Annotated in this window: 20 protein-coding genes; 12 read left to right on the top strand and 8 right to left on the bottom strand. The window is 62.3% G+C overall.

What is annotated here, in order from left to right:
• Positions 1-111: 111 nt before the first annotated feature.
• Positions 112-1,743: an acetolactate synthase large subunit gene (locus tag IIE29_RS00280; protein WP_209323212.1), complete on the bottom strand. Its 1,632-nt coding sequence runs from the start codon at positions 1,741-1,743 to the stop codon at positions 112-114.
• A gap of 223 nt (positions 1,744-1,966) precedes the next feature.
• Here IIE29_RS00280 and pheS point away from each other — a divergent pair, with 223 nt between their 5' ends.
• From pheS to IIE29_RS00250, 6 genes are all read left to right on the top strand, one after another.
• Entirely contained in the window at positions 1,967-3,010 is a 1,044-nt protein-coding gene (gene pheS, locus IIE29_RS00275; protein WP_209323211.1) for a phenylalanine--tRNA ligase subunit alpha, read from the top strand.
• Between the two features lies 1 nt (position 3,011).
• Positions 3,012-5,585 carry a phenylalanine--tRNA ligase subunit beta gene (pheT, locus tag IIE29_RS00270; protein ID WP_209323210.1) on the top strand — a complete coding sequence of 858 codons (2,574 nt, stop codon included), beginning with the start codon at positions 3,012-3,014 and terminating at the stop codon, positions 5,583-5,585.
• 10 nt (positions 5,586-5,595) lie between these two features.
• Positions 5,596-6,474: an SDR family NAD(P)-dependent oxidoreductase gene (locus IIE29_RS00265; RefSeq protein WP_209323209.1), complete on the top strand. Its 879-nt coding sequence runs from the start codon at positions 5,596-5,598 to the stop codon at positions 6,472-6,474.
• Positions 6,475-6,926: 452 nt separating this feature from the next.
• Positions 6,927-7,670 carry an oligosaccharide repeat unit polymerase gene (locus IIE29_RS00260; RefSeq protein ID WP_209323208.1) on the top strand — a complete coding sequence of 248 codons (744 nt, stop codon included), beginning with the start codon at positions 6,927-6,929 and terminating at the stop codon, positions 7,668-7,670.
• Positions 7,671-8,023: 353 nt separating this feature from the next.
• Positions 8,024-8,929 (top strand): anthranilate synthase component II, encoded by a 906-nt coding sequence (locus IIE29_RS16725; protein ID WP_343071740.1) that lies wholly within the window; start codon positions 8,024-8,026, stop codon positions 8,927-8,929.
• A gap of 609 nt (positions 8,930-9,538) precedes the next feature.
• Entirely contained in the window at positions 9,539-11,647 is a 2,109-nt protein-coding gene (locus IIE29_RS00250) for a hypothetical protein (protein ID WP_209323207.1), read from the top strand.
• Positions 11,648-11,715: 68 nt separating this feature from the next.
• Here IIE29_RS00250 and IIE29_RS00245 read toward each other — a convergent pair whose 3' ends face one another.
• Positions 11,716-12,420: an aspartate/glutamate racemase family protein gene (locus IIE29_RS00245; RefSeq protein WP_209323206.1), complete on the bottom strand. Its 705-nt coding sequence runs from the start codon at positions 12,418-12,420 to the stop codon at positions 11,716-11,718.
• A 121-nt stretch (positions 12,421-12,541) separates the two neighbouring features.
• Here IIE29_RS00245 and IIE29_RS00240 point away from each other — a divergent pair, with 121 nt between their 5' ends.
• The 6 genes from IIE29_RS00240 to IIE29_RS00215 all read left to right on the top strand — a co-directional run bounded on the left by IIE29_RS00240 (position 12,542) and on the right by IIE29_RS00215 (position 20,191).
• Positions 12,542-13,579: a LysR family transcriptional regulator gene (locus tag IIE29_RS00240; RefSeq protein WP_209323205.1), complete on the top strand. Its 1,038-nt coding sequence runs from the start codon at positions 12,542-12,544 to the stop codon at positions 13,577-13,579.
• Positions 13,579-14,073, top strand: coding sequence for a TRAP transporter small permease (locus IIE29_RS00235; protein ID WP_209323204.1), 495 nt, complete (start codon positions 13,579-13,581; stop codon positions 14,071-14,073). Before IIE29_RS00240 ends, IIE29_RS00235 begins: the two co-directional genes overlap by 1 nt.
• Entirely contained in the window at positions 14,070-15,641 is a 1,572-nt protein-coding gene (locus IIE29_RS00230; RefSeq protein WP_209323203.1) for a TRAP transporter large permease, read from the top strand. Before IIE29_RS00235 ends, IIE29_RS00230 begins: the two co-directional genes overlap by 4 nt.
• Before the next feature lie 149 nt (positions 15,642-15,790).
• Positions 15,791-17,071: a TRAP transporter substrate-binding protein DctP gene (gene dctP, locus IIE29_RS00225; protein ID WP_209323202.1), complete on the top strand. Its 1,281-nt coding sequence runs from the start codon at positions 15,791-15,793 to the stop codon at positions 17,069-17,071.
• A 142-nt stretch (positions 17,072-17,213) separates the two neighbouring features.
• Complete coding sequence (locus IIE29_RS00220; RefSeq protein ID WP_209323201.1) at positions 17,214-19,229, top strand: ABC1 kinase family protein; 2,016 nt, start codon at positions 17,214-17,216, stop codon at positions 19,227-19,229.
• Positions 19,230-19,423: 194 nt separating this feature from the next.
• The gene (locus IIE29_RS00215) at positions 19,424-20,191 is read left to right on the top strand and encodes an SDR family NAD(P)-dependent oxidoreductase (protein WP_209323200.1); all 768 of its coding nucleotides are present in this window, start codon (positions 19,424-19,426) and stop codon (positions 20,189-20,191) included.
• Positions 20,192-20,195: 4 nt separating this feature from the next.
• Here the strand turns inward: IIE29_RS00215 and IIE29_RS16975 are convergent, their stop codons facing one another.
• Genes IIE29_RS16975 through IIE29_RS00190 form a run of 6 tightly spaced genes read right to left on the bottom strand, consistent with a single transcriptional unit; the run spans position 20,196 to position 26,659 of the window.
• Positions 20,196-21,092 (bottom strand): ABC transporter ATP-binding protein, encoded by an 897-nt coding sequence (locus IIE29_RS16975; RefSeq protein WP_216629482.1) that lies wholly within the window; start codon positions 21,090-21,092, stop codon positions 20,196-20,198.
• Positions 21,092-22,018: an ATP-binding cassette domain-containing protein gene (locus IIE29_RS16685; RefSeq protein ID WP_216629481.1), complete on the bottom strand. Its 927-nt coding sequence runs from the start codon at positions 22,016-22,018 to the stop codon at positions 21,092-21,094. The genes IIE29_RS16975 and IIE29_RS16685 overlap by 1 nt, the downstream gene beginning before the upstream one ends.
• Entirely contained in the window at positions 22,015-22,923 is a 909-nt protein-coding gene (locus IIE29_RS00205) for an ABC transporter permease (RefSeq protein ID WP_209323199.1), read from the bottom strand. The genes IIE29_RS16685 and IIE29_RS00205 overlap by 4 nt, the downstream gene beginning before the upstream one ends.
• Positions 22,920-23,960 carry an ABC transporter permease gene (locus tag IIE29_RS00200; RefSeq protein WP_209323198.1) on the bottom strand — a complete coding sequence of 347 codons (1,041 nt, stop codon included), beginning with the start codon at positions 23,958-23,960 and terminating at the stop codon, positions 22,920-22,922. Before IIE29_RS00200 ends, IIE29_RS00205 begins: the two co-directional genes overlap by 4 nt.
• Before the next feature lie 2 nt (positions 23,961-23,962).
• Positions 23,963-25,612: an ABC transporter substrate-binding protein gene (locus IIE29_RS00195; RefSeq protein WP_209323197.1), complete on the bottom strand. Its 1,650-nt coding sequence runs from the start codon at positions 25,610-25,612 to the stop codon at positions 23,963-23,965.
• Positions 25,613-25,639: 27 nt separating this feature from the next.
• Positions 25,640-26,659, bottom strand: coding sequence for a CobW family GTP-binding protein (locus tag IIE29_RS00190; protein ID WP_209323196.1), 1,020 nt, complete (start codon positions 26,657-26,659; stop codon positions 25,640-25,642).
• Positions 26,660-26,661: the final 2 nt, after the last annotated feature.

Below are 26,661 nucleotides of genomic sequence, written 5' to 3'. Positions count from 1 at the left end.
GCCGAGAGAACCCCACGCACAGAGCGCGGAGATCCCCAGCAGGATCGTGAAGATCCATGACCGCAGCAATCGACCACCCGCCCGATTAGGTCCACAGGGCTCGACCGCGTCTCACCGCTGCCCCAGCTCGTCGATGAGCACCCGCTTGTTCTCCGAATAGTCCACGGGGGCGACCACGACGTGCACTCCACCGGCCTCGAACGCCGATGACAGCACCGAATTCATTTCAGAAACGTCCTCCAGACGGTGTCCGGTCGCGCCATAGGATTCCGCGTACTTGACGAAGTCCGGGTTGCCGAAGGTCAGGCCGAAGTCGGGCATGCCGTCGCACTCCTGCTTCCACCGGATCATGCCGTAGGCGCTGTCCTCGAGGATGAGCACGACGAGGTCGAGGCCCAGTCGCACCGCGGTCTCCATCTCCTGGCTGTTCATCATGAACCCGCCGTCACCGACGACGGCCATGACCCGACGTTCCGGGTAGGTCAGCTTCGCCCCGATCGCCGAGGGCAGCCCGGCACCCATCGTCGCCAGGGCGTTGTCGAGCAGCAGGGTGTTGGCCCTGGTGGTGCGGTAGTTGCGGGCGAACCATATCTTGTACATGCCGTTGTCCAAGGTGACGATCCCGTCGACGGGCATGACGTCGCGGACCTCGCGGACGATGCGTTGCGGGATGAACCGGTCCTCATCGGATCCTTCGGCGGTGTGCGCGATGATGCTCTCACGCATCGGCAGCAGCGCCTCGGCGGTGGGCACCGGACCTCCGAGCACCTCGGCGAGCCTGTCGAGGGACGGGCCCAGGGAGCCGATGACCTCGAACTGCGGGAAGTACACCTGCTCGACGACAGCGGAGCGGTAGCCGATGTGGACGACGGTGGGGCCGTTCCCGTCCATGGTGAACGGCGGCTTCTCCGTCGTGTCGTGGCCGATGGTGACGATGACATCGGCTTCCTCGATCGCGTCGTGGACGTAGTCGCGGTCGGTCAGCGCCGCCGTACCGAGGTAGAGGTCCGAGGATCCGGACACTGAGCCCTTGCCCATCTGCGTGGTGAAGTAGGGGATGCGCATCCCGGCGACGAAGCGCGACAGGCATTCGCTGCACTCGGATCGTGACGCATCCGCACCGAGCATGAGCAGCGGCTTCTTCGCCTCCCGGATGACATTGGCCGCATTCGCGATCGCCGTTTCTGCGGCGACGGGCCGACCGTTCGTGTGCGGTTCGATGAGTTCGAACCCTTCGACGGGCAGACCGGCGATATCCTCGGGCAGTTCGAGGTGGACCGGGCCGGGCCGTTCGGCCTGGGCGACGCGGAAGGCGTCCCTGACCATCGTCGGGATCATCGCCGCCGAGGTGATCTGCTTGCTCTCCTTCGTCAGCGGATCCATCGTCGCGACCGTGTTGACCATCTGGAACGCCGCCTGCTCGGCCGTGCGGATGCCCTTCTGCCCGGTGATCATGATCACCGGCATCCCGCCGAGGTGGGCGTACGCAGCCCCGGTCGCGAGGTTGAGCGCGCCCGGCCCGAGCGTCGTCAGGCACACGCCGGGCTTGCCGGTCAGCCGTCCGTAGGTGGCGGCCATGAACGCCGCGGCCTGCTCGTGCCGGGTGAGGACGAACTCGATCGACGATTGGCGGAGGGAGTCGATGAAATCGATGTTCTCCTCGCCGGGAATGCCGAAGATCCGTTCGACGCCCTCGTTCTCCAAAGCTTTGACCATGACATCGGATGCTCGTTGAGTCGTCATACGCACGACACTACCGCGCATAGCCCGCCGTAAATATGACCTCGCCCACATCGAGGCGGCCCCACCGATCCAGCCAGACCAGGCCCATCGTTTCGGTCCCCGCTCACCCCTTCGTTTCCGCTCCACCCACCCCGCGGACGCCGCCGCAAGGGCCCCCATCGGAGACGATAGACTGAGAGCGAAGAGACATTCGGTCCAATTCGACACGGACAGAAGGACATTGATGACAGATCAGCTCGACCCCTTGGACGAGTCCGCCGTGAAGCAGGCCGTCGACGCGGCCCTGAGCGCTTTCGCGGACGCCCACAGCCTCGACGAACTCAAACAGGCGAAGATCGACCACACGGGTGACAAGTCTCCGCTGGCGCTCGCCAACAGGGCCATCGGAGGACTCGACAAAGCCGATAAGGCCGCCGCCGGAAAGATCGTCGGCAAATCCAGGGGCCAGGTCAAGCAGGCCCATGACGCTCGCCTGGCCGAACTCGAAGCCGAACGCGACGCCGCCGTCCTCATCGAAGAGGCCATCGACGTCACCCTGCCCAGCAACCGGAGGCAGCTCGGCGCTCGCCACCCGCTGAGCCTCATCCAGGAACAGGCCGCCGACTACTTCATCGGCCTCGGCTGGGAGGTCGCCGAAGGCCCGGAGATCGAATCCGAGTGGTTGAACTTCGACGCGCTGAACTTCGGCCCCGACCATCCGGCCCGGCAGATGCAGGACACCTTCTTCGTCGACCCTCCTGAGACCGGACTCGTCCTGCGCACCCACACCTCCCCGGTGCAGTCGCGCTCGCTGCTCGAACGCGGTGTGCCGCTCTACGTCGTGTGCCCGGGCAAGACCTTCCGCACCGATGAGCTCGATGCCACCCACACCCCGGTCTTCCACCAGATCGAAGGCATCGCCATCGACAAGGGCCTGACCATGGCCAACCTGCAGGGCACCCTCGATGGCTTCGCCCGCGAAATGTTCGGCCCCGAGTCGAAGACCCGCCTGCGTCCGAGCTTCTTCCCGTTCACCGAACCGAGCGCGGAGATGGACTTCTGGTTCCCCAACAAGGTCGGCGGCCCCGGCTGGATCGAATGGGGCGGCTGCGGCATGGTCCACCCCAATGTGTTGCGCGCCGCCGGCATCGACCCCGATGTCTACCAGGGCTTCGCCTTCGGCATGGGCATCGAGCGCACCCTGATGCTGCGCGAAGGAATCAACGATATGCACGACATGGTCGAAGGCGATGTGCGCTTCTCGGCCCGTTTCGGAATGAAGGCTTGATATGCGCGTCCCACTGAACTGGCTGGCCGACTACGTCGATCTCCCGGCTAATACGGATCCCCATGCCCTGGCCGCCGAATTCGCCGGCATCGGACTCGAGGAAGAGGACTTCTTCGGCCCCGAGATCACCGGCCCCCTCGTCGTCGGCCGCGTGCTCGACCTCGTCAAGGAAGAGCACTCGAACGGCAAGACGATCAACTGGTGCCGCGTCGACGTCGGGCCGGAGCACAACGAAGCTCTCGACGACCCGAAGGACCCGCAGCCCGGCCCCGAGGTGCCCAGCCGCGGCATCATCTGCGGAGCCCACAACTTCGTGCCCGGTGACCTCATCGTCGCCTGCCTGCCCGGAGCCGTCCTGCCTGGTGACTTCGCCATCGCCGCGCGCAAGACCTACGGGCACAAGTCCGACGGCATGATCTGCTCGGCCAAGGAGCTCGGCCTCGGCGAGGATCACGACGGCATCATCGTGCTCAGTGATCTGGATCTGACCGGTGAGCCCGGCGATGACGCGATCGCCCTGCTCGGCCTCGACCAGGTCACTCTCGACGTCAACGTCACCCCCGACCGCGGCTACCAGCTGTCCATGCGCGGCATCGCCCGCGAATACGCCCAGATGAAGGGCCAGACCTTCACCGACATCGGCAGCCCCACCTCTGCCGAGGTGAACGCCCCCACCGATGACGGCTTCCCCGTCGTGATCGACGACGCGAACCCCATCCACGAGGTTCCCGGCTGTGACCAGTTCACCGCCGTTCAGGTCACCGGGCTGGATCCGACAGCGAAGACCCCGTTCTGGATGCAGCGCCGCCTGCAGCAGGCGGGCATGCGTCCGATCAGCCTGACCGTCGACGTGACGAACTACGTCATGCTCGAACTCGGCCAGCCCCTGCACGCCTATGACACCGCGCTGCTCGGCGACGAGATCGTCGTCCGCCGTGCGAGCGCCGGGGAGAAGTTCACGACCCTCGACGACATCGAACGCACACTCGATGCCGAGGACCTCCTCATCACCGACCGCGGCGGCAAGGGCGGACAGATCATCGGTCTGGCCGGCGTCATGGGAGGCGCCGCCGTCGAAGTCGGCGAAGAGACCACCGACGTCGTCATCGAGGCCGCGCACTTCGACCCGATCTCGATCGCCCGCACCTCCCGCCGGCACAGGCTGTCCTCGGAGGCCTCGCGCCGCTTCGAGCGCGGTGTGGACCCGAAGCTCGGCCCCGTGGCCGCGCGTCGGTGTGCTGATCTGCTCGTCGAACTCGGCGGCGGAACGCTCAGCCAAGCGACCACGCAGATCGGGCAGGCTCCCGAGCCGACCGTCATCGAACTGCCGGTCGACCGCGTCTCATCGCTCGTCGGAGTCGACTACTCCACCGCCGAGGTGACCGGCCTGCTCGAGAGCATCGGCGCCACAGTCGAGTTCGTCGCCCAGGGCCGGCTGGCAGTGACCGTGCCGAGCTGGCGCACGGACATCACCGATGACGTCGACCTCATCGAGGAAGTCGCCCGCACCGGCGGGTACGACCGGATTCCGTCCGTCCAGCCCGCAGCCCGAGCTGGCAACGGACTGACGGTGGCGCAGAAGACGCGCCGCCGGATCTCGAACCTGTTGGCCGCCGACGGGTTCACTGAGGTGCTGTCGTACCCGTTCACGAACGACAAACGGGATGACCAGCTGCGGCTCGAAACCGACGATGTGCGCCGCAAGCACGTGCGTCTGGCCAATCCGATGTCCGAAGACCTGCCGCTCATGCGCACCAACCTGCTGTCGACGCTCGTCGACCTCGTGGTGCGCAACCTCGGTCGCGGGGCGAAGGATGTCGCGCTGTTCGAGGCCGGACTCGTGTCCACCTCGGCGGGCCTGCCTGCCGGCCCCGGACCGCGTCACCTGCCCGGATACCATCCGAGCGATGAGGAGCTCGAAGCCATCTACGCCTCGGTGCCGCATCAGCCGTACCACTACGCGGGCATCATCGCCGGCAATGTGGAGCTGCCCGGCGTCTGGGGCAAGGGCCGCAGGGCCGAGGCCGCCGATGTCATCGACACGGTCCGCCGGATCGCGAAGACGAACGGACTCGACGTCACGGTCGAGGCCGACCAGATCTCCCCCTGGCATCCGGGTCGGTCCGCCAAGTTCGTCCTCGCCGATGGGCAGATCCTCGGTCACGCCGGTGAGCTGCACCCGAAGGTATGCGAGAACCTCGCTCTGCCGTCTCGGACGGTCGCCTTCGAGATCGACCTCGACGCGCTGCTGGCGCAGGAGGACCTGCGGTCCTGGGGCGGTGCCCTGTCGACCTACCCGGTGTCGCGGCAGGATGTTGCGCTGATCGTCGATGCCGAGCTGCCCACTCAGACTCTGGCCGCGACCCTGCGCGAGGGTGCGGGGGAGGAGCTCGAACTGCTCGAGACCTTCGACCTCTACACCGGCGACCAGCTGCCCGAGGGCAAGAAGTCGCTGGCGTTCCGCCTGACCTTCCGTGCTCCCGACCGTACGCTCAAGGCCGACGAGGCCTCGGCGATGCGGGAGGCGGCGACGGAGCTGGCCGCCGAGCGTCACGGTGCAGAAGTCCGCAGTTGAGGAGGAAAAGATGAGCGAGAAGCTGCCCTACGGAACCACCATGCCCACCGGCGAAGCTGCCTCCGAGGCGACCGCAGTGCCGGCAGAGACGATCGCCGTCGTCACAGGTGGTGCCCGCGGTATCGGGCGGTATCTGTCGGAGGCGTTTGCGAAGGCCGGGTACCACGTGGTCGTCACGGCGACCTCGGCGGAAAGGGCAGAAGCGGCTGCCGCCGAGATTCTTGATGCCACCGGGGGAGCGGTCACCGGGTGCGGTCTGTGCACCGACGACATCGACTCGGTGAAGGCCTTCCGCGAGTCTGTGAGTGCACTCGAGACCGAGACGGGCCGCCGCATGCAGGTGCTCATCAACAACGCCGGCCGCATCGAGTCGACCGAGGGGCCGCTGTGGGAGGCCGATCCGGAGAGCATCAAGGGCGTTGTCGACGCGAATGTGCTCGGCGTGGCGCTTGTGCTCAACCTCTTCGCCCCCGTTCTGCTCGCTAACGCCGAGGCGACCGGACGTCCCAGCCGCATCATCGACCTCAACTCGGGGTCGGGAGCGCAGGGCACACCGGCGTATGCGGTGTATTCGGCGTCGAAGGCGTCGCTGTTCCGTCTCGCCGATTCCGTCGTCCACTTCGGCCACGACAAGGGGCTGCGCATCTTCGAGATGGCACCCGGCGTCGTCGAGACGGCGATGACGAAGTCGATGCCCGTCCACGACTTCCGTCAGGGCGATGACTGGACCTCACCCGAGCAGGTCACGGATCTTGCATTGGCCCTGGCCTCGGGAACGCTGGATGCGTTCACCGGCCGGTACGTCCGTGCGGGCGCGGACTCGGAGGAGTCCCTGCTCGCCGAGGCGGCCGGGCTCGCAGACAAGACCCGACGAATGGTGCTTGGCTGAGGAATTGCCGTTCCAAACCGGTAAGGATCGGCTGCGGCAGAAAAAGCCACCGCAGTAGAAACTCGCGCCTTCGCATTAGCTTAAATCACGAGTACATGCACCGCGTGCAAAATTATAAATGTCTTGCTGTCTTGCCTGTAGTGCATTTGTAACGTTTGCGCAATTATCGGGTGTAGTGGTATGCAATTTGGTATTTACCGCTGTGGACGTCGCCCATTCTAGTTCTAGTTTCAACCTTCTAGTGTCGAGGTGACACGAGCCAGAACCCATTCCCAGAAAACCGGCCGCAGCAGCACAGCGTTCCTGCGCAGCAGCCACCCCAGTACGCCCAGCCGTCGGGCGCTGCATTTGAGCCTGCCTACCCACATCAGGGTGGAACCTACGCCTATGGCAATGGCAGTGGGCAGGGCCCCGAGGGTGACCAGACCAGGCGAAACCGCGGCAAAAATGTGATGGGAATCATCGCTTTTGTTCTTGCGTTGATCGGTTTCATCTTTGCCTGTATTCCAGGCGCGCTCACTGTCGGAAGGATCCTCCTTCCGATTGCTTTCTTGCTGTCGATCATTTCCTTCTTCTTGAATGGCAAGAAGGGATTCTCTATTGCTGCTCTGATCATTTCGGTGGTTGGAACCATTGTCGGAATCCTCGTGTTCTTTTTTGTAGTGGCATCATCGTTCGACGAAGCGTTCAGCGATGATGTCTCCGCCGAAGCGCTTGCGCAGGAAGCTGACAACGCGGTAGTCGAAGAAGGCGGTGACTCGGCCGAAGAAGGCACTAGGGAAAACCCCTATGCAATCGGCACCAAGATCAGCTCCGATGAGTGGGACATGACGATCACCGATGTGACGCTGGACGCCACTGACGAGGTTCTCGCTGTTGACGAGTTCAATGAGAAGCCGGAGTCGGGGAACCAGTACATGGTGATCGACGTCCAGCTGACTTATCAGGGCGACGAGCCGGGCGGGTCAATGCCGATGTCGACCGTTGAGTACGCATCGGCAGGCGGAAACACCTTCGACGGTCTCGAAGACCTGGTGATAGCGCCGAATGCGCAAGACGAGGCCGAGACGCTTTACAAGGGCGCTTCCACGGAGGGGCCCATCGCTATCAAGATACCGAGCGAGGATGCTGAGTCAGGCATGCTCGCAGTGAGCCCTGACATGTTTGCCGACAAAGTATTCATCCAAGTCAAGTAGTTCAACGCGCTAGGTCTTGAGCACATCTTGCCCGTCGTGCAATCCAATAGGGATCGGTGCCGCATAATCCGCGGCACCGATCCCTATTGAAAGTTTTGGCAGTAACACGAAAGATCAGCTGGGTGTGCTGTTCGGCAGACTCGTTGCCTGGTCGAGTATGCAACGCTCGAATTGACCCGCTATCGTCCATACTCAGAGAACGGCTTAAGCAATTTGCGCGTCGGTGCGGGTAACCAGAACGCCGGTTCGAAATCGATTGACCAAACCGAGGTCACGATTCGCATTGATTGCTCGAGCCTGACTCCAATTTTGAGTTGTCGCAACGGCGATCAGCTTCTGGCGAGGAGGCAGGCGTGATCCGGACGTTGCTCATCGACAATGCCGATTCATTCACGCTCAACATCTTCCATCTCCTCGCCGAGGTGAATGAGTGTGCGCCGACGCTTGTGCCCAATGACTGGGCCGAGTTCGAGCTGAGCGTGCTCGACGAGTTCGAAAATGTTGTCCTCTCCCCGGGACCAGGAACCCCGGAGCGGCCAGCCGACTTCGGCATCTGCGCCGAAGTCGTCGAACACTCACAGATCTCCGTGCTCGGCGTGCGCCTCGGCCATCAAGGAATCGCACATGTGCACGGGGGAGCCGTGGTGCACGCTCCGGAACCTCGACACGGTCGAGTCTCCCAGATCAGCAATACCGGAACTGAGCTGTTCGCCGGCGTCCCCACTCCTTTCTCTGCGGTGCGGTACCACTCCCTCGCAGTGACCGACTTGCCCGACTGTTTGGAGGTGACAGCTTGGTCCGAAGACGGAGTCATCCAAGCGCTCCGGCATCGGACTAGGCCACAGTGGGGAGTCCAGTTCCACCCGGAATCGATCGCGTCCGAGCAGTCACGGACGCTACTACAGAACTTTGCCGACCTGACTGTGGCGTGGAACCGTCGGGATCAGCATAAGAACGACCTCCCGGCTAGCGAAAAATGGGTTGGGAAGGATGCCGCCTCTGATGACGATATCCCTGCGGGGACGTTGGCAGCGTTCGACCGGTCGCACATGACCACCAGTCGTTTTGATGCTGGGAACCACTACATTCTCGACTCCGATGCGCTCCCACAAAAGGTCGACTTTCGCGACAGTGCGCCTTGCGGCATTGGACCGAATCAGGCTTGGGCTAGGAATGGAAGCCGGCCTCATGGAGACGCGTTCCGTCTCGGTAGTTGGCGTGCATGGTTGGAAACCGTTATAGTCCCTCCGCGCAGCTAACGGCTGACGATCCCACCTGTATTACAGCGTGACAAAACGGTTTGATTTTTAGGGAGGCCTCTGCTTGATACATCGTAGCTTAGTAAAAATACCAGTATCACCGGTAGCGCTTTCAATTACGAATATTCGATTACCGCGAAACACACCCCTTGGCTCACGGCGGACTAGAGCTAGCAACCTCAAGAGCAGTTCGAGAATGCATTAAAAATCCAGACCAACACGGTTAGTGGAACAAATAGTGTGGTTTAAGAAGCCGCGTCGAAATAGAACAACGCACCTGTACTCGAAATATAAATGAAATTAATGACATATTAGGCGATGGCAAAACCGGTGGAATCGTTAGTTGGGTTATATGATGACTACGGAAATTCAATTCACACATGTTCACATGTGATTAATCACTCTGGCACTCAAGACTCTATTTAAGGCTCGCGTATTCGGTTTGTGAAATGCGCACAAATTAACGCCATAAATCGCAAGTCAAGTTTACATTGATTCCAAAACGAGTAACGCACGAATCGCTCGAAAGGAATTCCGTTGTACAGCCGAACAAATGGAAGTGGTAGAATCAATCTCAATAACTGAACATATCGATTAAGTGCGGGTTGCATGGCGAAAAAGAGTAATTCGAGAAATAAGGTACAGAAGTCGATCGACAAGGCAAAATATAGAAACTCCCTGGTCGTGGTTCACGGGGTAGGGAAGCAAAAGGCATTCGCCGTAGTCGAATCATTCACGAGCTGTGTGGAAGAGAGCCTTGATCAGTTCGAGGTAAAACATCAGCGTGGAAAGTCAGAAACTGTAGCCGAAGGGGTTAATTTACAGGAACTGGAAATATCGACTAGTAAACCGTCAGCTATCATCGAAGTTCACTGGGCCGATATTGTCGAACAGGAGCGAGAAAAAGGAATCGGCGCTGCGGTTAGGAGGTCCGGTCGGCTCTTAGTTGCACTTCCCATCTTGATTATGCTCGCAGTCATGCCCAGATACCACGAAGACTTTACATCCGGCACCTATTCCAAGGAAGCAGCGCAGAAGACCTCAAAAAAAGGCAGCGGAGCTCTGACGGAAATGTTGGCTCTGGCTCCTACTGTATGGCGGATGGCCACCTGGTTCACTATATTACTTATTCTTTCACTAGGATTAACTGCTTATTTATGGCCGACCGTAGCTATACTCGTCGCGCTGGCAGTTGGAGTGCTTTTATATGCACAAAGCAGATTTGATGTTTTTGAGCACCTCGCCATTGCGTCGAAGGGCGGAAGAGCTCTCGATGCGGTGAATGTGCGCACCAATAATGCTCTATCGTATGCATCAGAGAACAGTGAACATGTTTGGGTAATCGGGCACTCCCAAGGCGGCTATATTACTCACCAGCTGCTGAGCACTCTGCCCGACGGTAGGTACCCCAAGGTGCGAAAATATACCGGGTTAGCGTCCGGATTGAAGCCGATCTCTGTGTTGCGAGAGGTGAGTAATAGACAATGGATAATATATGCCTGGGCAAATGTATTGTCGAACGCGCTGATCGTAGGAGGAGTGGTTCGGGTATTTGAGCCAGGTGAATTGGGTAATACTTTTGGCTTTCAAATAGTGATCTACTTGACTACGGCATTATTGTTCAATTTTCCATCGATACTGATGATGCCAGATTCGGTGTCGTTATTGACTGACTTTGTGGAAGCGAGTTCGCATAGCGTATGGCCCGACACTTGGTACGGACCATTGCTTATCTTTGTGGGCCTGGTGAGCGCTTTTTTCGGTTGGCGATATCAACGATCACGAAATTTAGTTTTCCCGAAACTGAGGCCGTTGCGGTCCAAAATAGAGTGGCATGAAATCAGCTCTCTTAGCGACATAGTCGGCAGTATGTCTGTGCCTGAATTGCCATCTGGAGTGATTCAAGGTTCGGTTCCGACACGCCGGAGTCCTATATTTGATCATCCAATTGCATCTTATTTGAATACCAGATCTGTATTTCGTTTCGAGATATGTAAATGGGCTTATCCGAATCTAAAGCGCACTGGAATGTATGGACGGATTGATCGCCTTGGTGATCGTTTGGAGTTTCTTTCGCTACGTATTTACCGCCTGCGCATGACCATATATTTTATGTTTCTATCTATCGCGGTCTTGGTGCCTTCGATTCTGGGTAAATCGCTCTATTCGGCGGCCAGTAACGCTCTGTGGACGGGAGTCTTAGTCTATAGTCTCGCTTTAGCGTTTGGTGGTATATGGTGGTGGATTGGGTCACGGTTCGAGTACCGCGAGTTGTTCGGGCCTGAATTCCCGAAGTGGTTATCTATTGGCGTTGACTCGTTAACTACTAATTATGATTTCAAGTTCATTCGATCGGTCTTGCTGGCGGGCGTTGTGAGCCTGTTTGGGTTTATTGGATATGCCCTGTTTAGCGTGGTGTCAGGATCAGAGTTGAACCGTCTGCCTGTTTTGTTTGTTTCGGTAATGAACTTGTTTGGTATTGTGATGCTTGGTGCAATGGTCTTGATATTGCTATCGGTGGTGCTTAGCGTATGTGCGGTGAGTTTCGTTCGTGTGCCCTTGATATTGGCGCTTATGGGTTGCATTGGGTTTATGGTTAGCGTCGGTTTGAAGGTGGGGGTGCTGCCGCTCCTGTTTTTGCCTGGGTTCTTTCCTTTGTTGGTTTTGGTTGGTTTTGTAGGGTACTCTCTATTTACCTATGAAACTTTAGACGCTTGAGGTTATTTCGATTTGAGCGGGTACTGCTAGCTTGATTGTTGTAGATGGGTAGTGTTGCCTCATAGATCTCAGGCAAATGCGTTCTGATTTATTAGCCAGTCGACAATCGCGGCGACGTGAGCGTCGACGGAGTCGATGGCTGGTAGGGGAGCGGTCTCCGGGGGAACCAATAGACCGATCTCCGTGCACGACAGTGTCACGGCCTCGGCACCGCGGGCCTTGAGTTCATTCATGATTTCGACGTATCGGGCTCGGGAGGAATCAGTGAACTTCCCTTGAGTGAGCTCATCCCAGATGATCTGGTCGACCTCGAGGCATGTTGCCTCATCGGGAACCAGGGTCTTGATGCCCTGTGACTCGAGTCGACCCGTGTAGAAATCCTCGAGCATCGTCCATCTGGTACCGAGCACAGCCAGCGTCGAATAACCCTGGCGCTTCGCTATCGTCGCGATTGAATCGACCATGTGGATGAGCGGTGCATCGACCTGCGCCTCGATGGCCGGGGCACACTTGTGCATGAGATTCGTGGCAATCGCTACACCCTCGGCTCCGCCGTCGACCAAACGCTGCGCCGTCGCCGTCAGGGATGCATCGTTGCCCGCCCAATCGTTGGCTTCCTGCATCGACCGGATATCGGCGAAGTCGCACGAGTCGAGCAGGATCTGCGCCGAATGGTGACCGCCGAGCTGCTTCGCCACGGCATCATTGATCTTCGTGTAGTACTCGATGCTCGAATGCCAGCTCATTCCACCCAGCAGACCGATCCTGCGCATACTCCCACTCCTCAACTCAGCGATGACGCGACGATTCAAAGTCGTCCCTTGTGACCAGTCTCGCGTGAACCGGAGACTCCCGGTAGACCCAGTTCCCACTGCTCTGGCATAAGCTGAGCTTATGGCTAATGTCTTTGAACAGGCTCTCGACCTCGGTGAGCCCAAACGCCTCCTCATCTTCGGCGCCATTGCCGAATCCGGCAGCATCGGCGCCGCCGCCCGCGTCCTCGGCTGGTCCCAACCAGCACTGTCTCAACACATGACCGCGCTGGAAAAGGACCTCGGCGTCACCCTTTTCGACCGCACCCCACGCGGTATCAGGCTGACGACCGCCGGTCAGCTTGCCCGCATCCGCGCCCGCGATGTGGCCGCCTCGGTGACGGGATTGCGCAGCGATCTGGCGAAGGCCTTCGGCCTCGGTGGGCGCAATGTTCGCCTCGCAGGCTTCCCCAGCTTCGTCATCGGCCCACTGGCCGCAGCACTCGGCCGGCTCGAGGCAAACGCCGGCACAAGTACGGACTCACCGCTCCATCACTCGTACGAGGTCTCCGAGGCCGAACCGCCCGAAGCGCTGAGCCTGCTCGACGACGGTGCCATTGACATCGCGTTCCTCTTCCACCACGAAGACGAAGCCCCGCCCGAGCTCGCCGGACACAAGAACGTCGACCTCGGCGCCGACCACCTCGACCTGCTCGTACCCGAACGGTGGAACCGTGCCGGGCAGATCGAACACCTCAACGACGTCGCCGAGCTGCCGTGGATTATGGGATGCGTGCGCTGCCGGTCCACCGCCGAGCGCCTCTGCCGCACCGCCGGATTCGAACCTCGGACCCGCCACATCACGGACAACCCCGGAGCCATCCAATCACTCGTCTCCAACGGACTCGGCGTCGCACTGCTGCCCCGCAGCGCCCGCCGCTTCTCCCAAATCGCTGGCATCGACCCCATCGCCCTGGAAGAAGCCGGCGCCCGTCGAGTCTCCGCGCTGATAGCCGACGGTCTAGCAGACGCCTCCGAGGTGGTCGATCTCATCGATGCGCTGCGAGCCGCCGATATCGCCCTCGGTGGGACAGGCGCGCCAACCGGCGCGGATGCAGCAGAAGCCGCTAGCGGTGCAACCGCCACAGGCACCGCGACCGACGGCTACAGTGACTCCTGATGAGCACGTTCACCAAAGTCCTCGATAGGTGGCTGACGGTCACCACGGCCGCGGCAATCATCGTGATGATGCTCCACATCGTCACCCACGCCCTGGCCCGATCGATCTTCCACGCCCCGATCTACGCCACCAACGAGATCGTCGAATACTGGTACCTGCCCATCGTGGCACTGCTCGGCATTCCTGCCGCCCAGCTGCAGAAGCAACACATCACCGTCACCATGGCCATCGAGCGGGTAAAACCTGCCACCGCTGCGGTGTTCACGGTCTTCGCGTGCCTCCTCGGCGCACTCGTGTCGATCGCCTTCGCCTGGTTCGGGCTGAGCAAGGCACTGGAAAACACGGCCATCGGATCGACCGCCGATGTCTCCGATGTCATCACGTGGCCGGTGTACTACCTCGTGCCGATTGTGTTCGTGCTCCTCGCTGTGCTCTACATCCTCGACGTCGTCGCGATTCTCCGCCGCCGCACCGAGGCAGGGGAGGAGAAGTGAACGCGAACACCGATCTCACCGGCGCATCCCTGCCACCAGACCACGCAAGCAGCGCGAACATCACCGGCACTGGGCGCCCGAACACCACCGCGCTCTTCCCCACAGTCTCGCGTCGCGAACGCTCCGGTCCCCTCGCCCTGACCATCGGGTTCGGACTCGTCGCTGTCTGCCTCATCGGCCTCTTCACCAGCCCAACTGCTGCCATCGGTGGAGCCTGGTGCATCGGAATGATGCTCGTCCTCCTCTTTATCTCCGTTCCCGTCGCCATCGCGTTGTCCGTGCCATCGATCATCGGCGTCTACGCCGTGTCCGGCATTCCCGCGACCATGAACATCCTGGCCACCGCGCCATTCAGCGCGGTCTCGGACTGGACGCTCAGCGTGCTGCCGATGTTCATCTTCATGGGCATGCTGCTCACCCAGTCCGGGCTGTCGGCGAAGATCTACCGCGTCGCCGACCACTGGTTTTCCTGGCTGCCCGGCGGCATCGGCATCGGCACCACCTTCGCCGGAGCCGGACTGTCCGCCGTGACCGGCTCGACGATCGGCATGACCTACGCTCTCGGCCGAGCCGGAATCCCCGAGATGCTCAAAGCCAGCTACGACAGACGCATGGCGGTCGGCACGATCATGGTCTCCGGTATGACGGGCAACCTCATCCCACCGTCGATCCTCATGGTCGTCTACGCCGGCATCGCCTCGGTGCCGGTCGGCCCCGCCCTCATGGCCGGAGCCGTGCCCGGCATTCTCCTGGCCCTCTGCTTCGCCATCTTCATCTTCGCCATCGGCCTCGTCGCACCGTCGCTCGTCGGCCGCGAGGCCGGCACCACTGAACGAACCCGACCCACGTGGCGCCAACGCTTCACCTCGCTCGGCGGCGTCTGGGGATTCCTGGTTATCCTCGTCGTGCTCTTCGGCGGCATGTTCTCCGGCATCTTCACTCCCACTGAGGCGGGAGCCGCCGCCGCTCTCTGCTCGGTACTGCTGTGCCTGTGGGAGAAACGAGGCGAACGACCGTGGCGCAAGGTCGCGGAATCGGCGCTGGCAACGGTGTCGGCCACCTCGGCGATCTTCTTCATCATGATCGGCGCCACGATGCTCACGAGCCTGCTGGCGATCACGGGGCTCGCCCCCATCCTCACCGGGTTCATCACGAGCCTGGGCCTGTCGACGGTGGGGTTCCTGCTCGTGCTCATCGTCCTCTACGTCATCATGGGCATGTTCTTCGACACCATGTCGATGATGCTGCTGACCATCCCGATCCTGCTGCCGACGCTCGAGACGATGGGGGTGAGCCCGCTGTGGTTCGGCGTCTTCGTCGTCCTGCTCGGCGAGTTCGGCATGATCACCCCGCCGGTCGGCATCATCCCCTACATCGTCCACAGCATCGCCAAGCACCCCGACGTCAACCTCGGGCACACCGTCACACTGCGGGACATCTTCACCTCACTCCTGTGGTTCCTGCCCGTGGCCGTGGTCTTCCTCGTCCTCATGATCGTCGCCCCCGGAATGACGGAGTGGCTTCCTGACCTCATCGAACGCACAAGCGGCGGCATGGCGGCCGGATGACCCCCGCCGAGGCGGCCCACCGAACCAACGAACGTGCTGTCGGATCGCTTCCGCACGGTGTGAGCGGAGTCATGCTCGTTCGAGGTCGGGGCGAGCGGATTCGGATCTATGATCTAAGAGAATTCACAGCGTTCGTTCAAAGGAGTCCCATGCACCGCATCCGTTCGGCGGCAGTCCGCCCCGCCACTGTCACAGCGATGGCGGCATCTTTGGCTCTGCTCGCCGGGTGCGCCGGATCGGTCGGCGGTGGCGGTTCGGACTCGGAGACCGCCGCGGGGGAGGGCTTCGCCGCGGACGCGTCGCAGGACGAGATCGATGAGGCTCTGGCCGACCTCGACCCGGTGACCCTGAAGTTCCAGCCGTCGGCGATGTCGGAGAAGTCGATCCTCGCGCCGAACGGGCTCGATGTGAAGAAGGCGATCGAGGAACGCTCTGGCGGCAAGATCACCGTCGACATTGTATGGGGGCAGGCGATCGCCAGCTATGCCGACGTCGATGATGCGCTGGCTGACGGGCGCGTCGACCTCGCGTTCACTCTGCCGTCCTACACCCCGGCCGAGTATCCGGCCTTCGATGCGCTCGGCACCGCGATGTCGACGCTGCCGAGCTCGCCGGTGGCCAGCGATCTGGCGGCGAATGCGGCCGGCGTCCAAGCAGCCTGGGAGACGCCCGAGGTGCTCGCCGAGTTCGAGGACAAGAACCTCGTCCCACTCATCCCGATGCTCGCCGCCGGCGGGTATTCGACGATGTGCTCCGAGCCGATGACCACCGCGGAGGACTGGAAGGGACAGCAGATCCGCGTCGGCTCGGCGGCGGCCGGCAAGCAGGTCACCGACCTCGGCGCGACCCCGGTGTCTCTGTCGTTCCCGGAGACCTATGAGGCGCTGCAGCGCGGCACCGTCGACTGCGATCTCGGTCAGCTGGCGCCGAACGTCGAGGCCGGCACCTTCGAGGTCGCACCGCACATCGGTGTCGCTTCCGATGCGGGAATCGCCCGTTCGGCCGGTGCGATCACGGCCGGGAAGAAGTACTCGGAACTTCCGGTGGCCTATCAGCAGGTGGTCTTCGACGCGATGTCGACGACGTTCTCCACGATGATGGAGGTCGTCATCGGTGCGAAGGCTCAGGCCGTCGAGCAGGCGAAGGACAACGGCGGTTCCGTCAAGCCGTTCGAGGACGATGTCCAGAAGCAGATGGCGAAGTACGCGAAGGCGCTGTCGGACAAGACCGCTGAGAAGGCCGGAGTTGCCGAGGCCCCGAAGGCGCTGAGCAGTGCGGGGGAGGAGTGGCAGAAGAGCGTGACCGAGCTCGGCTTCGACGACAAGGGCGAATTCGCCTCACTCGACGAGTGGTACCCGGAGGACGCGTCGTACGACAAACTCGGCGACGAGCTGTTCAAGAAGGTGATGGCCGCGCATCGGCCGGAGTGAGTGGGAGGCACCGTCCTTCCGTCGACACCCTGCGAACTCTCAATCTCCACCCCACCTGATCTATTAGGCTGGTGACGGCCCCGAACCTCGGTGAACGATTCCGAACCTCGGCGGGGACCACAGACGACGGAAGGGACGACGGGTGACGATCCTCTACACCATCGGACTGGGTGTCCTCAGCGCGCTCATCGTCGGATTCCTCGTCCGGCGGATGATGCTCACCGGCACCGGTGCCGCCCGTAACACGATCGTCTCCCTCATCATGGGCCTGTCGATCTGGCCGATCACACTCCAGGCCTACAAGATGCTCGGTATCTCCGCAGGCGGATACTATCCGACCCTGGACATGAGCTTTCCGGCCATCATGGTCTTCCTACTGCTCTTCGCGTGGTTCATCGTCATTCAGATGTTCGTCCTCCTGGCGATCGAACTCGTCATGCCCTCGGGCACGCTCAGCTCACTCATCCGCAACGCTCCGAAGATCCCCACCTGGTATCGCCGACTCAACCGGCTCGCGCAGATCCAGAAGATCCTCATCAAGTTCGGACTCTCCCGCTACCTCAAGCCGAGGATTCCGACCCTGCGGGTGTCCCTGCGCGAGATTGCTTCGACAACGCGCGACGCCCTCGCCGCCTCAGGCGTCACCTTCATCAAACTTGGCCAGTTCATCGCTACCCGCGGTGACATGATCCCGCACGAGTTCGTCGAAGAGTTCTCCACCCTGCAGGCCGGGGTGAAACCGGTTCCCTTCTCCGAGGTCAAGGACCAGCTCGAGGCCGAATGGGGCCGTCCTGTCGCCGAGGTGTTCGCCGAGTTCGACGAAGTCCCCTTCGCAGGCGCTTCGGTCGCGCAGGTTCACCGTGCGGTGACCTTGGAAGGTCGCGCGGTGGCGGTGAAAGTGCAGCGACCGAAGATCCGCAAACAGGTCCGCGCCGATTGCGATATCGTCCTCACCCTGGCCGAGCGTCTGGAGCGGACGACGGAGTGGGCGCAGAAGATCGGCATCGCGAAGCTCGCCCACAGCTTCGTCGACTCACTCCAGGGCGAACTCGACTACCGCGGGGAACTGGGGCACATCGAAGCGCTCCGCCTCGCCGACGAGACCGGACGTTCGACGTCGAAGACCGACTCGACGGTCCACATCCCGCACGTGCACAAGGAACTCTCCGGCGAGTTCGTCATCGTCATGGACCTCGTCGAGGGCATCCCCCTGTCCCACGCCGCCGAGGTGGTCGACAACCTCTCCGAACTGGCCCGTAGGGAGATCGCTGAGGACCTGTTCCTCATGGTCGTACGTCAGGTGCTCGGCAAAGGCATCTTCCACGCCGATCTCCACCCGGGAAACATCGTCATCTCCCAATCCGGTCGTGCCGGACTCGTGGACTTCGGTGCCGTCGGTCGCATCGACAAACGTGACCGGCGTGCCATCGCCTTGCTGCTCATGGCCTTCGACTCGCAGAACTCGCAAGCGGCGACAGCTGCGATCCTGGAGCTGCTGGGCACGCCGAGTGATGTGAACCTGCGGGAGCTGCAACGTGAGATCGGGCAGATCATGCTGAAGTTCGGTGACGGACTGCCGGGATCCACCTCGGCGGCACTGTTCGGCGAGCTCATCGATTTCGTCGTCGACTTCGGGTTCCCGATGCCCGCCTCGGTAGCGACGGCCTTCCGCGCGATCAGCACCCTCGAAGGATCGATCACCCGGCTGGTTCCCGAACTCAACCTGCTGGCTTTGGTGACTCAGAACGGGAGGACGCTGCTGCGTGAGGTCGGCGGACTGGGCGTCGACCGGCAGGAATTCACTCTCTATGCAGCCGCGACTGCACCGCAGATCGCCGAGCTGCCCGGACAGCTCTCTCGCATCGCCGGCCACCTGCAGGACGGAACGCTTGACGTCGGCACATCAGGGCTGAACATCTCGATGATCAAGAACCTGCTCAAGTCCACCGTCGAGCAGTTCATCCAGGTGATCGTGTCCACGGCGCTCATCCTCGGGGGAGTGATCCTCATGGCCGCCGACTTCGGGCCGCAGCTGGCTCCCGAACTCAAACTCTTCACCTACTTCGGTGCCTGGGTGCTGCTGGTCGGCAGCGTCATCGCCGCCCTCGTGCTGGCGCCAGCCCTGCGGCAGAGAATGGTGTGGGACGGGCTGGGGTAGAAGGAAGCATTCGGTTCACAGCCAATAGAATCAATTCTATGATTAATGACAGTTCACCATAGGCAACAGCAATCTGCTGCCAGGCTTTCCCGCAACGACGTGGGTGAAGTCGGCGCAGAATCTGCTGCCGTCGACAGGTGTCGGCGACATGCCGGCGCCACCACACGCTGCCACAGGCAGGAGAGAGGAACGTTATGACAGATCTCAGGGGAAAGAACGGCTTCGTCACGGCGGCAGGAAGTGGAATCGGACGCGCCAGCGCCATGGCCTTCGCCGAGGCGGGCGCCGCGGTCCTGGTCACCGATATCGACGGCGAGGCAGTGGAGGAGACCTGCCGACTCATCCGCGCCGAGGGCGGCACCGCCGAAGGAAGGATCGTCGACGCGTCTTCCGAGGACGATGCCGCAGCCGTCGTCGAGGAAGTCGTCTCACGATGGGGCAGCCTCGACTTCGCACACAACCATGCCGGACTCGGAGCCGCTGCCCTGCCATTCAGTGACCAGGACCGTGACGACTGGCAGCGGCTCTTCGACGTCAACGTTTTCGGCCTCATGGGCTTCATGAAGCACGAACTGAGGCAGATGGCGACACAGGGGTCCGGCGCTATCGTCAACACATCGTCGATGTCGGGCAAGAACGGCAGTCCTGGGCTGTCGCCCTACAACGCCTCGAAATGGGCGGTCAACGGAATGACGCAGACGGCAGCGTTGGAATACGCCGCACAGGGCATTCGAGTCAATGCGATCTGCCCCGCGGCGACGATGACGGCGGCGTTGAGTTCGTGGGCTGAAGCGTCCCCAGAGGAGTACAGGAAGGTCACCGAGGCCATCCCGATGAAGCGGATGGCCAGTCCTCAGGAGCAGGCGGCCGCTGCCGTATGGCTGTGCTCGGACGACGCCGGCTTCGTCACGGGCACCCTGCTCAACGTCGACGGCGGGGACGGCATCCTCGGCAAGCAGTGAGCCGTCACTCGGCCGCCACCAGGTGTCCGCCTCCTAGGTCGCGCAAGGTCACTCTCTCCGGGCCCTGGTCCTCGGGCCAGACAGGGCTGGGGATCTCACCGGCGATGAGGGCTCGTTCGCGCTTCTGGCTCGGGTCGGCGATCGGCGCGGCATCCATGAGGCGTTGTGTGTACGAGTGCTGCGGGTTCTCGAACACCTGACGCCGCGGCCCCATCTCGACGATCTGCCCCAGGTACATCACGGCTACCCGATGCGCGATCCTCTCGACGACCGCCAGGTCGTGGCTGACGAAGAGATACGACAGTTCGAACTCCTGCTGCAGCTCGATCATGAGGTTGAGCACCGTGGCTCGCACGGACACGTCGAGGGCGGACACGGCCTCGTCTGCGACGATGAGGCTCGGATTGAGCGTGAGCGCTCGTGCGATGCAGATGCGCTGCCGCTGACCGCCCGAGAACTGATGCGGGTACTTCCGCATGTCATCGGCACTCAGGCCGACGAGTTCGAACAGTTCGGCCACGCGGGCCTCGACGTCTCCGTTCGAGGCCGTGCGATTGAGTCGCATCGGATCACCGACGATCCTGCCCGCGGTTTTGCGCGGATTGAGGCTGGCGAACGGATCCTGGAAGATCATCTGCAGGTGACGGCGATGCGGGCGCAGACCGCGTGTTCCCAGATCGGTGATATCCGTGTCGAGGAGCCTGATCGTTCCGCTGTCGGGCTTCTGCAGACGCATCGCGAGGTTCGCCAGTGTGGTCTTGCCGCACCCGCTCTCTCCGACGAGCGCGAACGTCTCCGCCTTGTCGACATGGAAGCTGACGTCCTCGACGGCATGGACCTTCATCCCGCCGGAGATCGAAAAGCCCTTGACCAGATTGTCGATTTCGAGGATCTTCGTCATCAGCAGGCCTCTTCCTCGTCTAGTCGGAACAGTACGGGGGAGTCGGTGCCGTTCATCGCCCCGAGCTTCGGCACCGCGCTGAGCAGCTTCTTCGTATACGGGTGTTTAGGATTGTGGAAGATATCCTCCACGCTGCCCGTCTCGATCGCCTGCGACTTGCGCATGACGAGGACCCGATCGGCGATCTCGGCGACGACACCCATGTCGTGGGTGATGAAGATGATGCCGGCGTCGAGGTCGTTCTTCAGCTCACGCAGCAGTGCCAGGATCTGTGCCTGGATCGTCACATCCAGTGCCGTGGTGGGTTCGTCGGCGATGAGGATCCGCGGCTGGCAGGCCAAAGCCATCGCGATGACGACGCGCTGCCGCATGCCGCCGGACATCTGATGCGGGTACTGCCTGGCCCGGCGTTCGGGTTCGGGGATGCGCACTCTCTCCATGAGCTCGATGACGCCCTTCCTCGCCTCACGACGGGCCATCCCCTTGTGCACGCGCAACACCTCGGCGAGCTGATTGCCCACCGAATAGACCGGGTTGAGCGAGGTCAGCGGCTCCTGGAAGATCATCGAGATGTCATTGCCCCGAATCGCGCGCATCGTCGCTTCCGGAGCCGTGCGCAGGTCGACGACCTCACCGCCTGACCGAGTGAAGCACATCTGACCGTCGGTGACCTTGCCCGCGGAGGAGAGCTCGACCAGGCGCATGATCGCCAGGGAGGTCACCGACTTCCCCGACCCGGATTCCCCGACGATCGCGAGAACCTCTCTCGGCCTGACGTCGAAGGAGACGGCATCGACGGCTGTGTTGTCCTGGAACTTCACCGACAAGTTCTTCACCGACAGGATTGGCGACTCGTCGGCACCCGCAGGCTCCGGTCCGCGCTCGGCGTCGGCGGTGGCAGTCGAACTGATCGTTGCAGTGTTCATCGTTCACGACCTTTGGGGTTGAGGGCGTCGTTGAGTCCGTCGCCGGAGAGGCTGACGCTGAGCACGGCGAGGAAGATGGCCAGTCCCGGGAAGGCCACGGGCCACCAGGCAGTGAGCATCTGCTCGCGGTTGTTGCCAAGGATCAGGCCCCAGCTCATCGTGTTGGGGTCGCCGAGGCCGAGGAAGCTCAGCCCCGCCTCGAAGAGCATCGCCTGACCGATGACCAGGGTCGACATGACGACGATCGGCGGTAGCGCGTTCGGCAGGATCGTCTTCATGATGATCCAGAAGTCACCGGCGCCGGCGGCACGATCGTTCTTGACGTAGTCGAGCTCGCGGATGCGGAGGAACTCGGCCCGGGTGATGCGCATGGTCGCGGGCCAGCTGACGACGCCGATGGCGATCGTGATTGTCATCAGGCTCGGAGTGAACAGGGTGACCAGCACCATGGCCAGCAGTAGGGGCGGCAGCACCTGGAAGAACTCCGTGATCCGCACGGCCACGGAGTCGGCCAAGCCCCGGTGATACCCGGCCAGCCCGCCGAGCATGATGCCGATCGCCGTGGACAGGACGGCCGCGACCACGCCGACGAGCATCGTCGCCCGACCGCCGTAGAGAAGCTCGGCGAAGAGGTCCCGGCCGAGGGCATCCGTCCCCAGCAGCACTGAGGACTCTCCAGGTGCCTCCATCGGGATGCCGACGATCTCGAACGGATTGTTCGGATATAGCATCGGGCCGAAGGTGATGGCGAGCAGGATCGCCACGAGCAGTGACAGTCCGATGAGGGCGACCCGGTTGCGACGGAACAGCGTCCACGCAGTCGTCGGACGCTTTCTCGGGATCTTCCCGCGCCCTGGTTCGGCCTGCTCCTGTCCGGCGCCCGGACGTGACATGGTGTCGGTCATTGCGGTCCTCCTGAGATGGCGATCCGCGGATCAATGATGCGGTAGGCCACGTCGGTGACCAGATTGGCGATGATGACGAGTACGGAACTGGCCAAGAGGATCCCGAGGATCACAGGAGTGTCCCTGCGGAGGATCGACTCGAGCAGCAGCGAACCGAGCCCGGGCCAGTTGAAGACGACCTCGATGAGCACGACGGAGGACAGCAGCGCGCCGACGTGGAGGCCGAAGAGGGTGACGACGGGCAGCACCGCATTGCGCAGCGCATGCTTGAAGATGACGACCTTGCCGCCCAGACCCTTCGCCCACGCCGTGCGGATGTAGTCGGAGTCGAGGACCTCGAGCATGCTCGTCCGCGCAGTGCGACTGTAGAGCGCGACGTAGATGAGCGCCAAAGCCGTGGCCGGGAGAACGAGGTGCATCGCAGTGTCCCACATCTGCGGGAGCGTGTGAGGGGAGACGATGATCGAGTTCATCCCCTGAACGGGGAAGATCGGGAGGGTGATCGACAGCGCCAGGAGCAGCAGCACCGAGGTCCAGAACACCGGTGCGGCGAAGCCGACAAGGGCGATGACCGTGACGACGTAGCTCAGCACCCCCTTCGGTTTGATGGCGGCGACGACTCCGAGCAGCGTTCCGAGGACGAGCCCGGCGAGCATGCCGGTCCCGGCGAGGAGAACTGTCGGATACAGGCGCTCGCCGATGAGCGCTGTGACGTCCTGACCGAAGTAGAACGAGTAGCCGAGGTCGAAGTGGGCGATCTTGACGAGGTAGTGCCAGAGCTGGACGAGGATCGGGTCGTTGAGCCCGTAGGCTTCTCTGATCGATTCGAGTTGCTCGGGGGTGGTGCCGCCCGACTCACCGGCGATGACCGTCGCCGGGTCTCCGGGGGCGAGGTGGATGAGCACAAAATTGAAGATGATGACGGCGAGCAGGAGGAGGACAGCCTGGGCGATGCGCGAGGCGATCGAACGGGTCCTCGCCAGGGCCATGCTCCTGCGCCCTTTGAGCTTGATCTTCGGTGGAGCTGTCAGTGACATGGTCAACCTTCCATCGAGGTGTCCAGCAGCGGTGACATGATGCCGAACGGACCGTTGGGGGCGTTCTTCACGGAGTCCGAATAGATGTTGCGGTACTGCTGGTTCTCCAGCGGCAGCACGGGCAGCTCATCGGTGAGGATCTTCTGGATCTTCGCATAGTCAGCTGTCCGCGCCTTCTCGTTGGGAGCAGCCGCCGCCTTCTTGAAGAGTCGATCGACGTCCTCATTGCAGTACTGGGACATGTTCGCCCAGAGCACGCCCTTCTTGATGTTGTCGCAGAGGTAGGTGCGTTCGACTCCGACGGCTGGGTCGCCCCAGTTCCAGACGTTGTCCAGGGTCATGTCGTAGTCGTAGTTCGCTACCCGATTGCCCCAGGTCGGTTCGTCGGCGGAGCTTCGGATCCGCACGGTGATGCCGACGTCCCTGAGGTTGGCCTTGATGGTTTCGGCGATGCTCGACGACATTTCGGCGCTGAGCGGATCATAGTCGAGTTGGACGGTGAAGCGATTGCCGTGCTCGTCGAGCGGGTACCCGGCATCGTCGAGCAGGTCCGCGGCCTTGTCGAGATCGCGGTCATAGCGCGGCAGCGAATCGTCGAAGTAGGGGCTGCCGTTGGCGATCGGGCTCGTCGCCGGCTCGATCTGACCCCGGTGGAGTTTGTTGACGAGGTAGTCGCGATCGATCGCATAGGCGATCGCCTGTCGCACCCGCTTGTCCGAGACGTTGTCGCTCTTGACGTTGAATCCGAGCCAGGTGAGGGCTCCCAGCCCTTCGTAGCCTTCGTCGGCGACCGTGACTCCGTCGACGGCTTCCATGCGCGAGAGGATCGACGGAGTGTTCGATAGCATCATGTCGATCTCGCCCTTCTCCGTAGCCAGGGCCAGGGTGTTCTCATCCGAGATGATCTCGATGAGCACCTGCTGTGGTGCCTCCTCGTTGGGCATGAAGAAGTCATCGACCTTGTCGAGCACGATCCGCTTTCCTTCAAGATTGTTGCGCAGCTGGTATGGTCCCGAACCGACGACGTCGTGTGCGTTCTGCGGATGGTCGACCACGGTGTCGTCGGTGCCGTAGACGTGTTCGGGCATGACCGGAAGGAACGGTGGACTCATCGCAGTCATGAGGGCCGGATGCCTGCGGGACATATTGATCACCACGGTCTGGTCGTCGGGTGTGTCGACGTTGGTGACAGGGCCGAAGAGGTTGGCCCCGAAGGGATGCTCCCGCTTGACGACTCCGAGTGAGAACGCCACGTCCTCGGAGGTGACGGGCCGGCCGTCGTGGAACTTCGCATCATCGGCGAGATGGAGGGTCACTGTCTTCCCGTCCTTCGATTCGTCCCATGACTGCGCAAGGTAGGGTTCCGGTTCCATATCGCTGTTCAGCCGGACCGGGCTGGCGAAGAGCTGTGCGCCGGGCGTCGCTGTGGCGAGTCCCGACTGGACCGCGGGATTGAGCACGCGAGGGACCGAACCTGTGCCGAAGATGAGTGTGTCATCGCCGTTGCCGACGAGCGCGGACGGTGCAGCGCATCCGCTGAGCACCAGACCCAGCGCTGCTGCGATCGCGATGACCGGGGTGAGCAGGCGGGTCGCCTGCCCCTTGAGCGGTCGCGGGCGGTCCGCGTTGTTCTTTCTGCGGGTGAACTTCATTGTTCCCTTTCCGAAGATCGGGGCCGGCTAGTCGCCGACCCACCCGTGAAGTGCCTGGGCCAGTGAGGTCACGGCCTCAGGAGTGCCGGCATGGTCGCCGGCCGCGATGATGACGAGTCGGCCCAGGCCGTCCGAGGCCGCGGACTCTCGTGCGCCCAAGCTGTCCGCGACCGTGCCGCCGTCCGAGGTCGCGCCATCCGGGGCGACCTCGCTGGTCTCGCACCTCGTACCGTCATATTGGACGAGGAATCGGCGGCCGGGCCTCCGCTTGTCGGGCAGGAGCCCCTTGGCGCGGACGACGGTCTCGGGCAGGTCGAGGATGAGACCGCACAGCTGCTCCGGGTCGATCGCCGAGGCGGCCGTGATCGACCACGAGCTGTGGGCCCGTGCGGGAGCGTGGCCGACGTCCCCGTCCTCGGCTGATGGCATCGGCTCGGCGACGGCGTCATCCGCATTGTGCGCCGCCGTCTCCGGTCGCCCCGCCCGACCACCGGCCAGGACCTCGCCCCGGTCGACGGACTCCGCGTCGATGGCCGGGTGCGCGGCCAACCAGTCCTCGACCTCGCGCAGCTGCAGCTCGTCGACCAGATCCGTCTTCGTCAACAGGATCCGGTCGGCACCGCGCAGCTGCGACAGCACCGTCTCTCCCACCCATTTCCGGTTGACGTCCCGGCGAATGGAGGTGGCATCGGCGCAGACGAGGGAACCGCCTCGGGAGAAACCGGGATGGTCGCCCCAGCGTGCGACGACCTCGGGCTGTCCGACTCCGCTGACCTCGACGAAGATGCGCGTCACCGGGGGAGTGGCGGTCCGGATGCTCTCGATCGCGGAAGCCATTCCGTCCGAGAGGTCGCAGCAGATGCACCCATTGGCGATCTCCCAGGTCCGGCCGTCGTCGCTGGCGATGATCTCCGCGTCGATATTGACCGTGCCGAAGTCGTTGACGATGACCGCGACGCGTTCACCGTCGGTCCGATCGAGGATCTCGTTGAGCAGAGTGGTCTTGCCCGCCCCGAGATAGCCGCCGATCACTGTCAGCTCGATCATCG

It is taken from the genome of Brevibacterium renqingii, from assembly GCF_017808095.1.
In the GTDB taxonomy this organism is placed as follows: Bacteria; Actinomycetota; Actinomycetes; order Actinomycetales; family Brevibacteriaceae; genus Brevibacterium; species Brevibacterium renqingii.
The sequence above is the reverse complement of the archived record's forward strand: the minus strand, read 5'-3'. Positions and strand labels throughout refer to the sequence as shown.

Excerpts from the sequence above, each read along its gene's own strand:
- IIE29_RS16685 (WP_216629481.1), bottom strand. The coding sequence starts at position 22,018 with ATGAACACTGCAACGATCAGTTCGACTGCCACCGCCGACGCCGAGCGC.
- IIE29_RS00250 (WP_209323207.1), top strand. The coding sequence starts at position 9,539 with ATGGCGAAAAAGAGTAATTCGAGAAATAAGGTACAGAAGTCGATCGAC.
- IIE29_RS00280 (WP_209323212.1), bottom strand. The coding sequence starts at position 1,743 with ATGACGACTCAACGAGCATCCGATGTCATGGTCAAAGCTTTGGAGAAC.
- IIE29_RS00265 (WP_209323209.1), top strand. The coding sequence starts at position 5,596 with ATGAGCGAGAAGCTGCCCTACGGAACCACCATGCCCACCGGCGAAGCT.
- IIE29_RS00245 (WP_209323206.1), bottom strand. The coding sequence starts at position 12,420 with ATGCGCAGGATCGGTCTGCTGGGTGGAATGAGCTGGCATTCGAGCATC.
- IIE29_RS00240 (WP_209323205.1), top strand. The coding sequence starts at position 12,542 with ATGGCTAATGTCTTTGAACAGGCTCTCGACCTCGGTGAGCCCAAACGC.
- IIE29_RS00205 (WP_209323199.1), bottom strand. The coding sequence starts at position 22,923 with ATGACCGACACCATGTCACGTCCGGGCGCCGGACAGGAGCAGGCCGAA.
- IIE29_RS00190 (WP_209323196.1), bottom strand. The coding sequence starts at position 26,659 with ATGATCGAGCTGACAGTGATCGGCGGCTATCTCGGGGCGGGCAAGACC.
- IIE29_RS16975 (WP_216629482.1), bottom strand. The coding sequence starts at position 21,092 with ATGACGAAGATCCTCGAAATCGACAATCTGGTCAAGGGCTTTTCGATC.
- IIE29_RS00200 (WP_209323198.1), bottom strand. The coding sequence starts at position 23,960 with ATGTCACTGACAGCTCCACCGAAGATCAAGCTCAAAGGGCGCAGGAGC.
- IIE29_RS00195 (WP_209323197.1), bottom strand. The coding sequence starts at position 25,612 with ATGAAGTTCACCCGCAGAAAGAACAACGCGGACCGCCCGCGACCGCTC.
- IIE29_RS00235 (WP_209323204.1), top strand. The coding sequence starts at position 13,579 with ATGAGCACGTTCACCAAAGTCCTCGATAGGTGGCTGACGGTCACCACG.
- dctP (WP_209323202.1), top strand. The coding sequence starts at position 15,791 with ATGCACCGCATCCGTTCGGCGGCAGTCCGCCCCGCCACTGTCACAGCG.
- pheS (WP_209323211.1), top strand. The coding sequence starts at position 1,967 with ATGACAGATCAGCTCGACCCCTTGGACGAGTCCGCCGTGAAGCAGGCC.
- IIE29_RS00215 (WP_209323200.1), top strand. The coding sequence starts at position 19,424 with ATGACAGATCTCAGGGGAAAGAACGGCTTCGTCACGGCGGCAGGAAGT.
- pheT (WP_209323210.1), top strand. The coding sequence starts at position 3,012 with ATGCGCGTCCCACTGAACTGGCTGGCCGACTACGTCGATCTCCCGGCT.
- IIE29_RS00260 (WP_209323208.1), top strand. The coding sequence starts at position 6,927 with ATGGGAATCATCGCTTTTGTTCTTGCGTTGATCGGTTTCATCTTTGCC.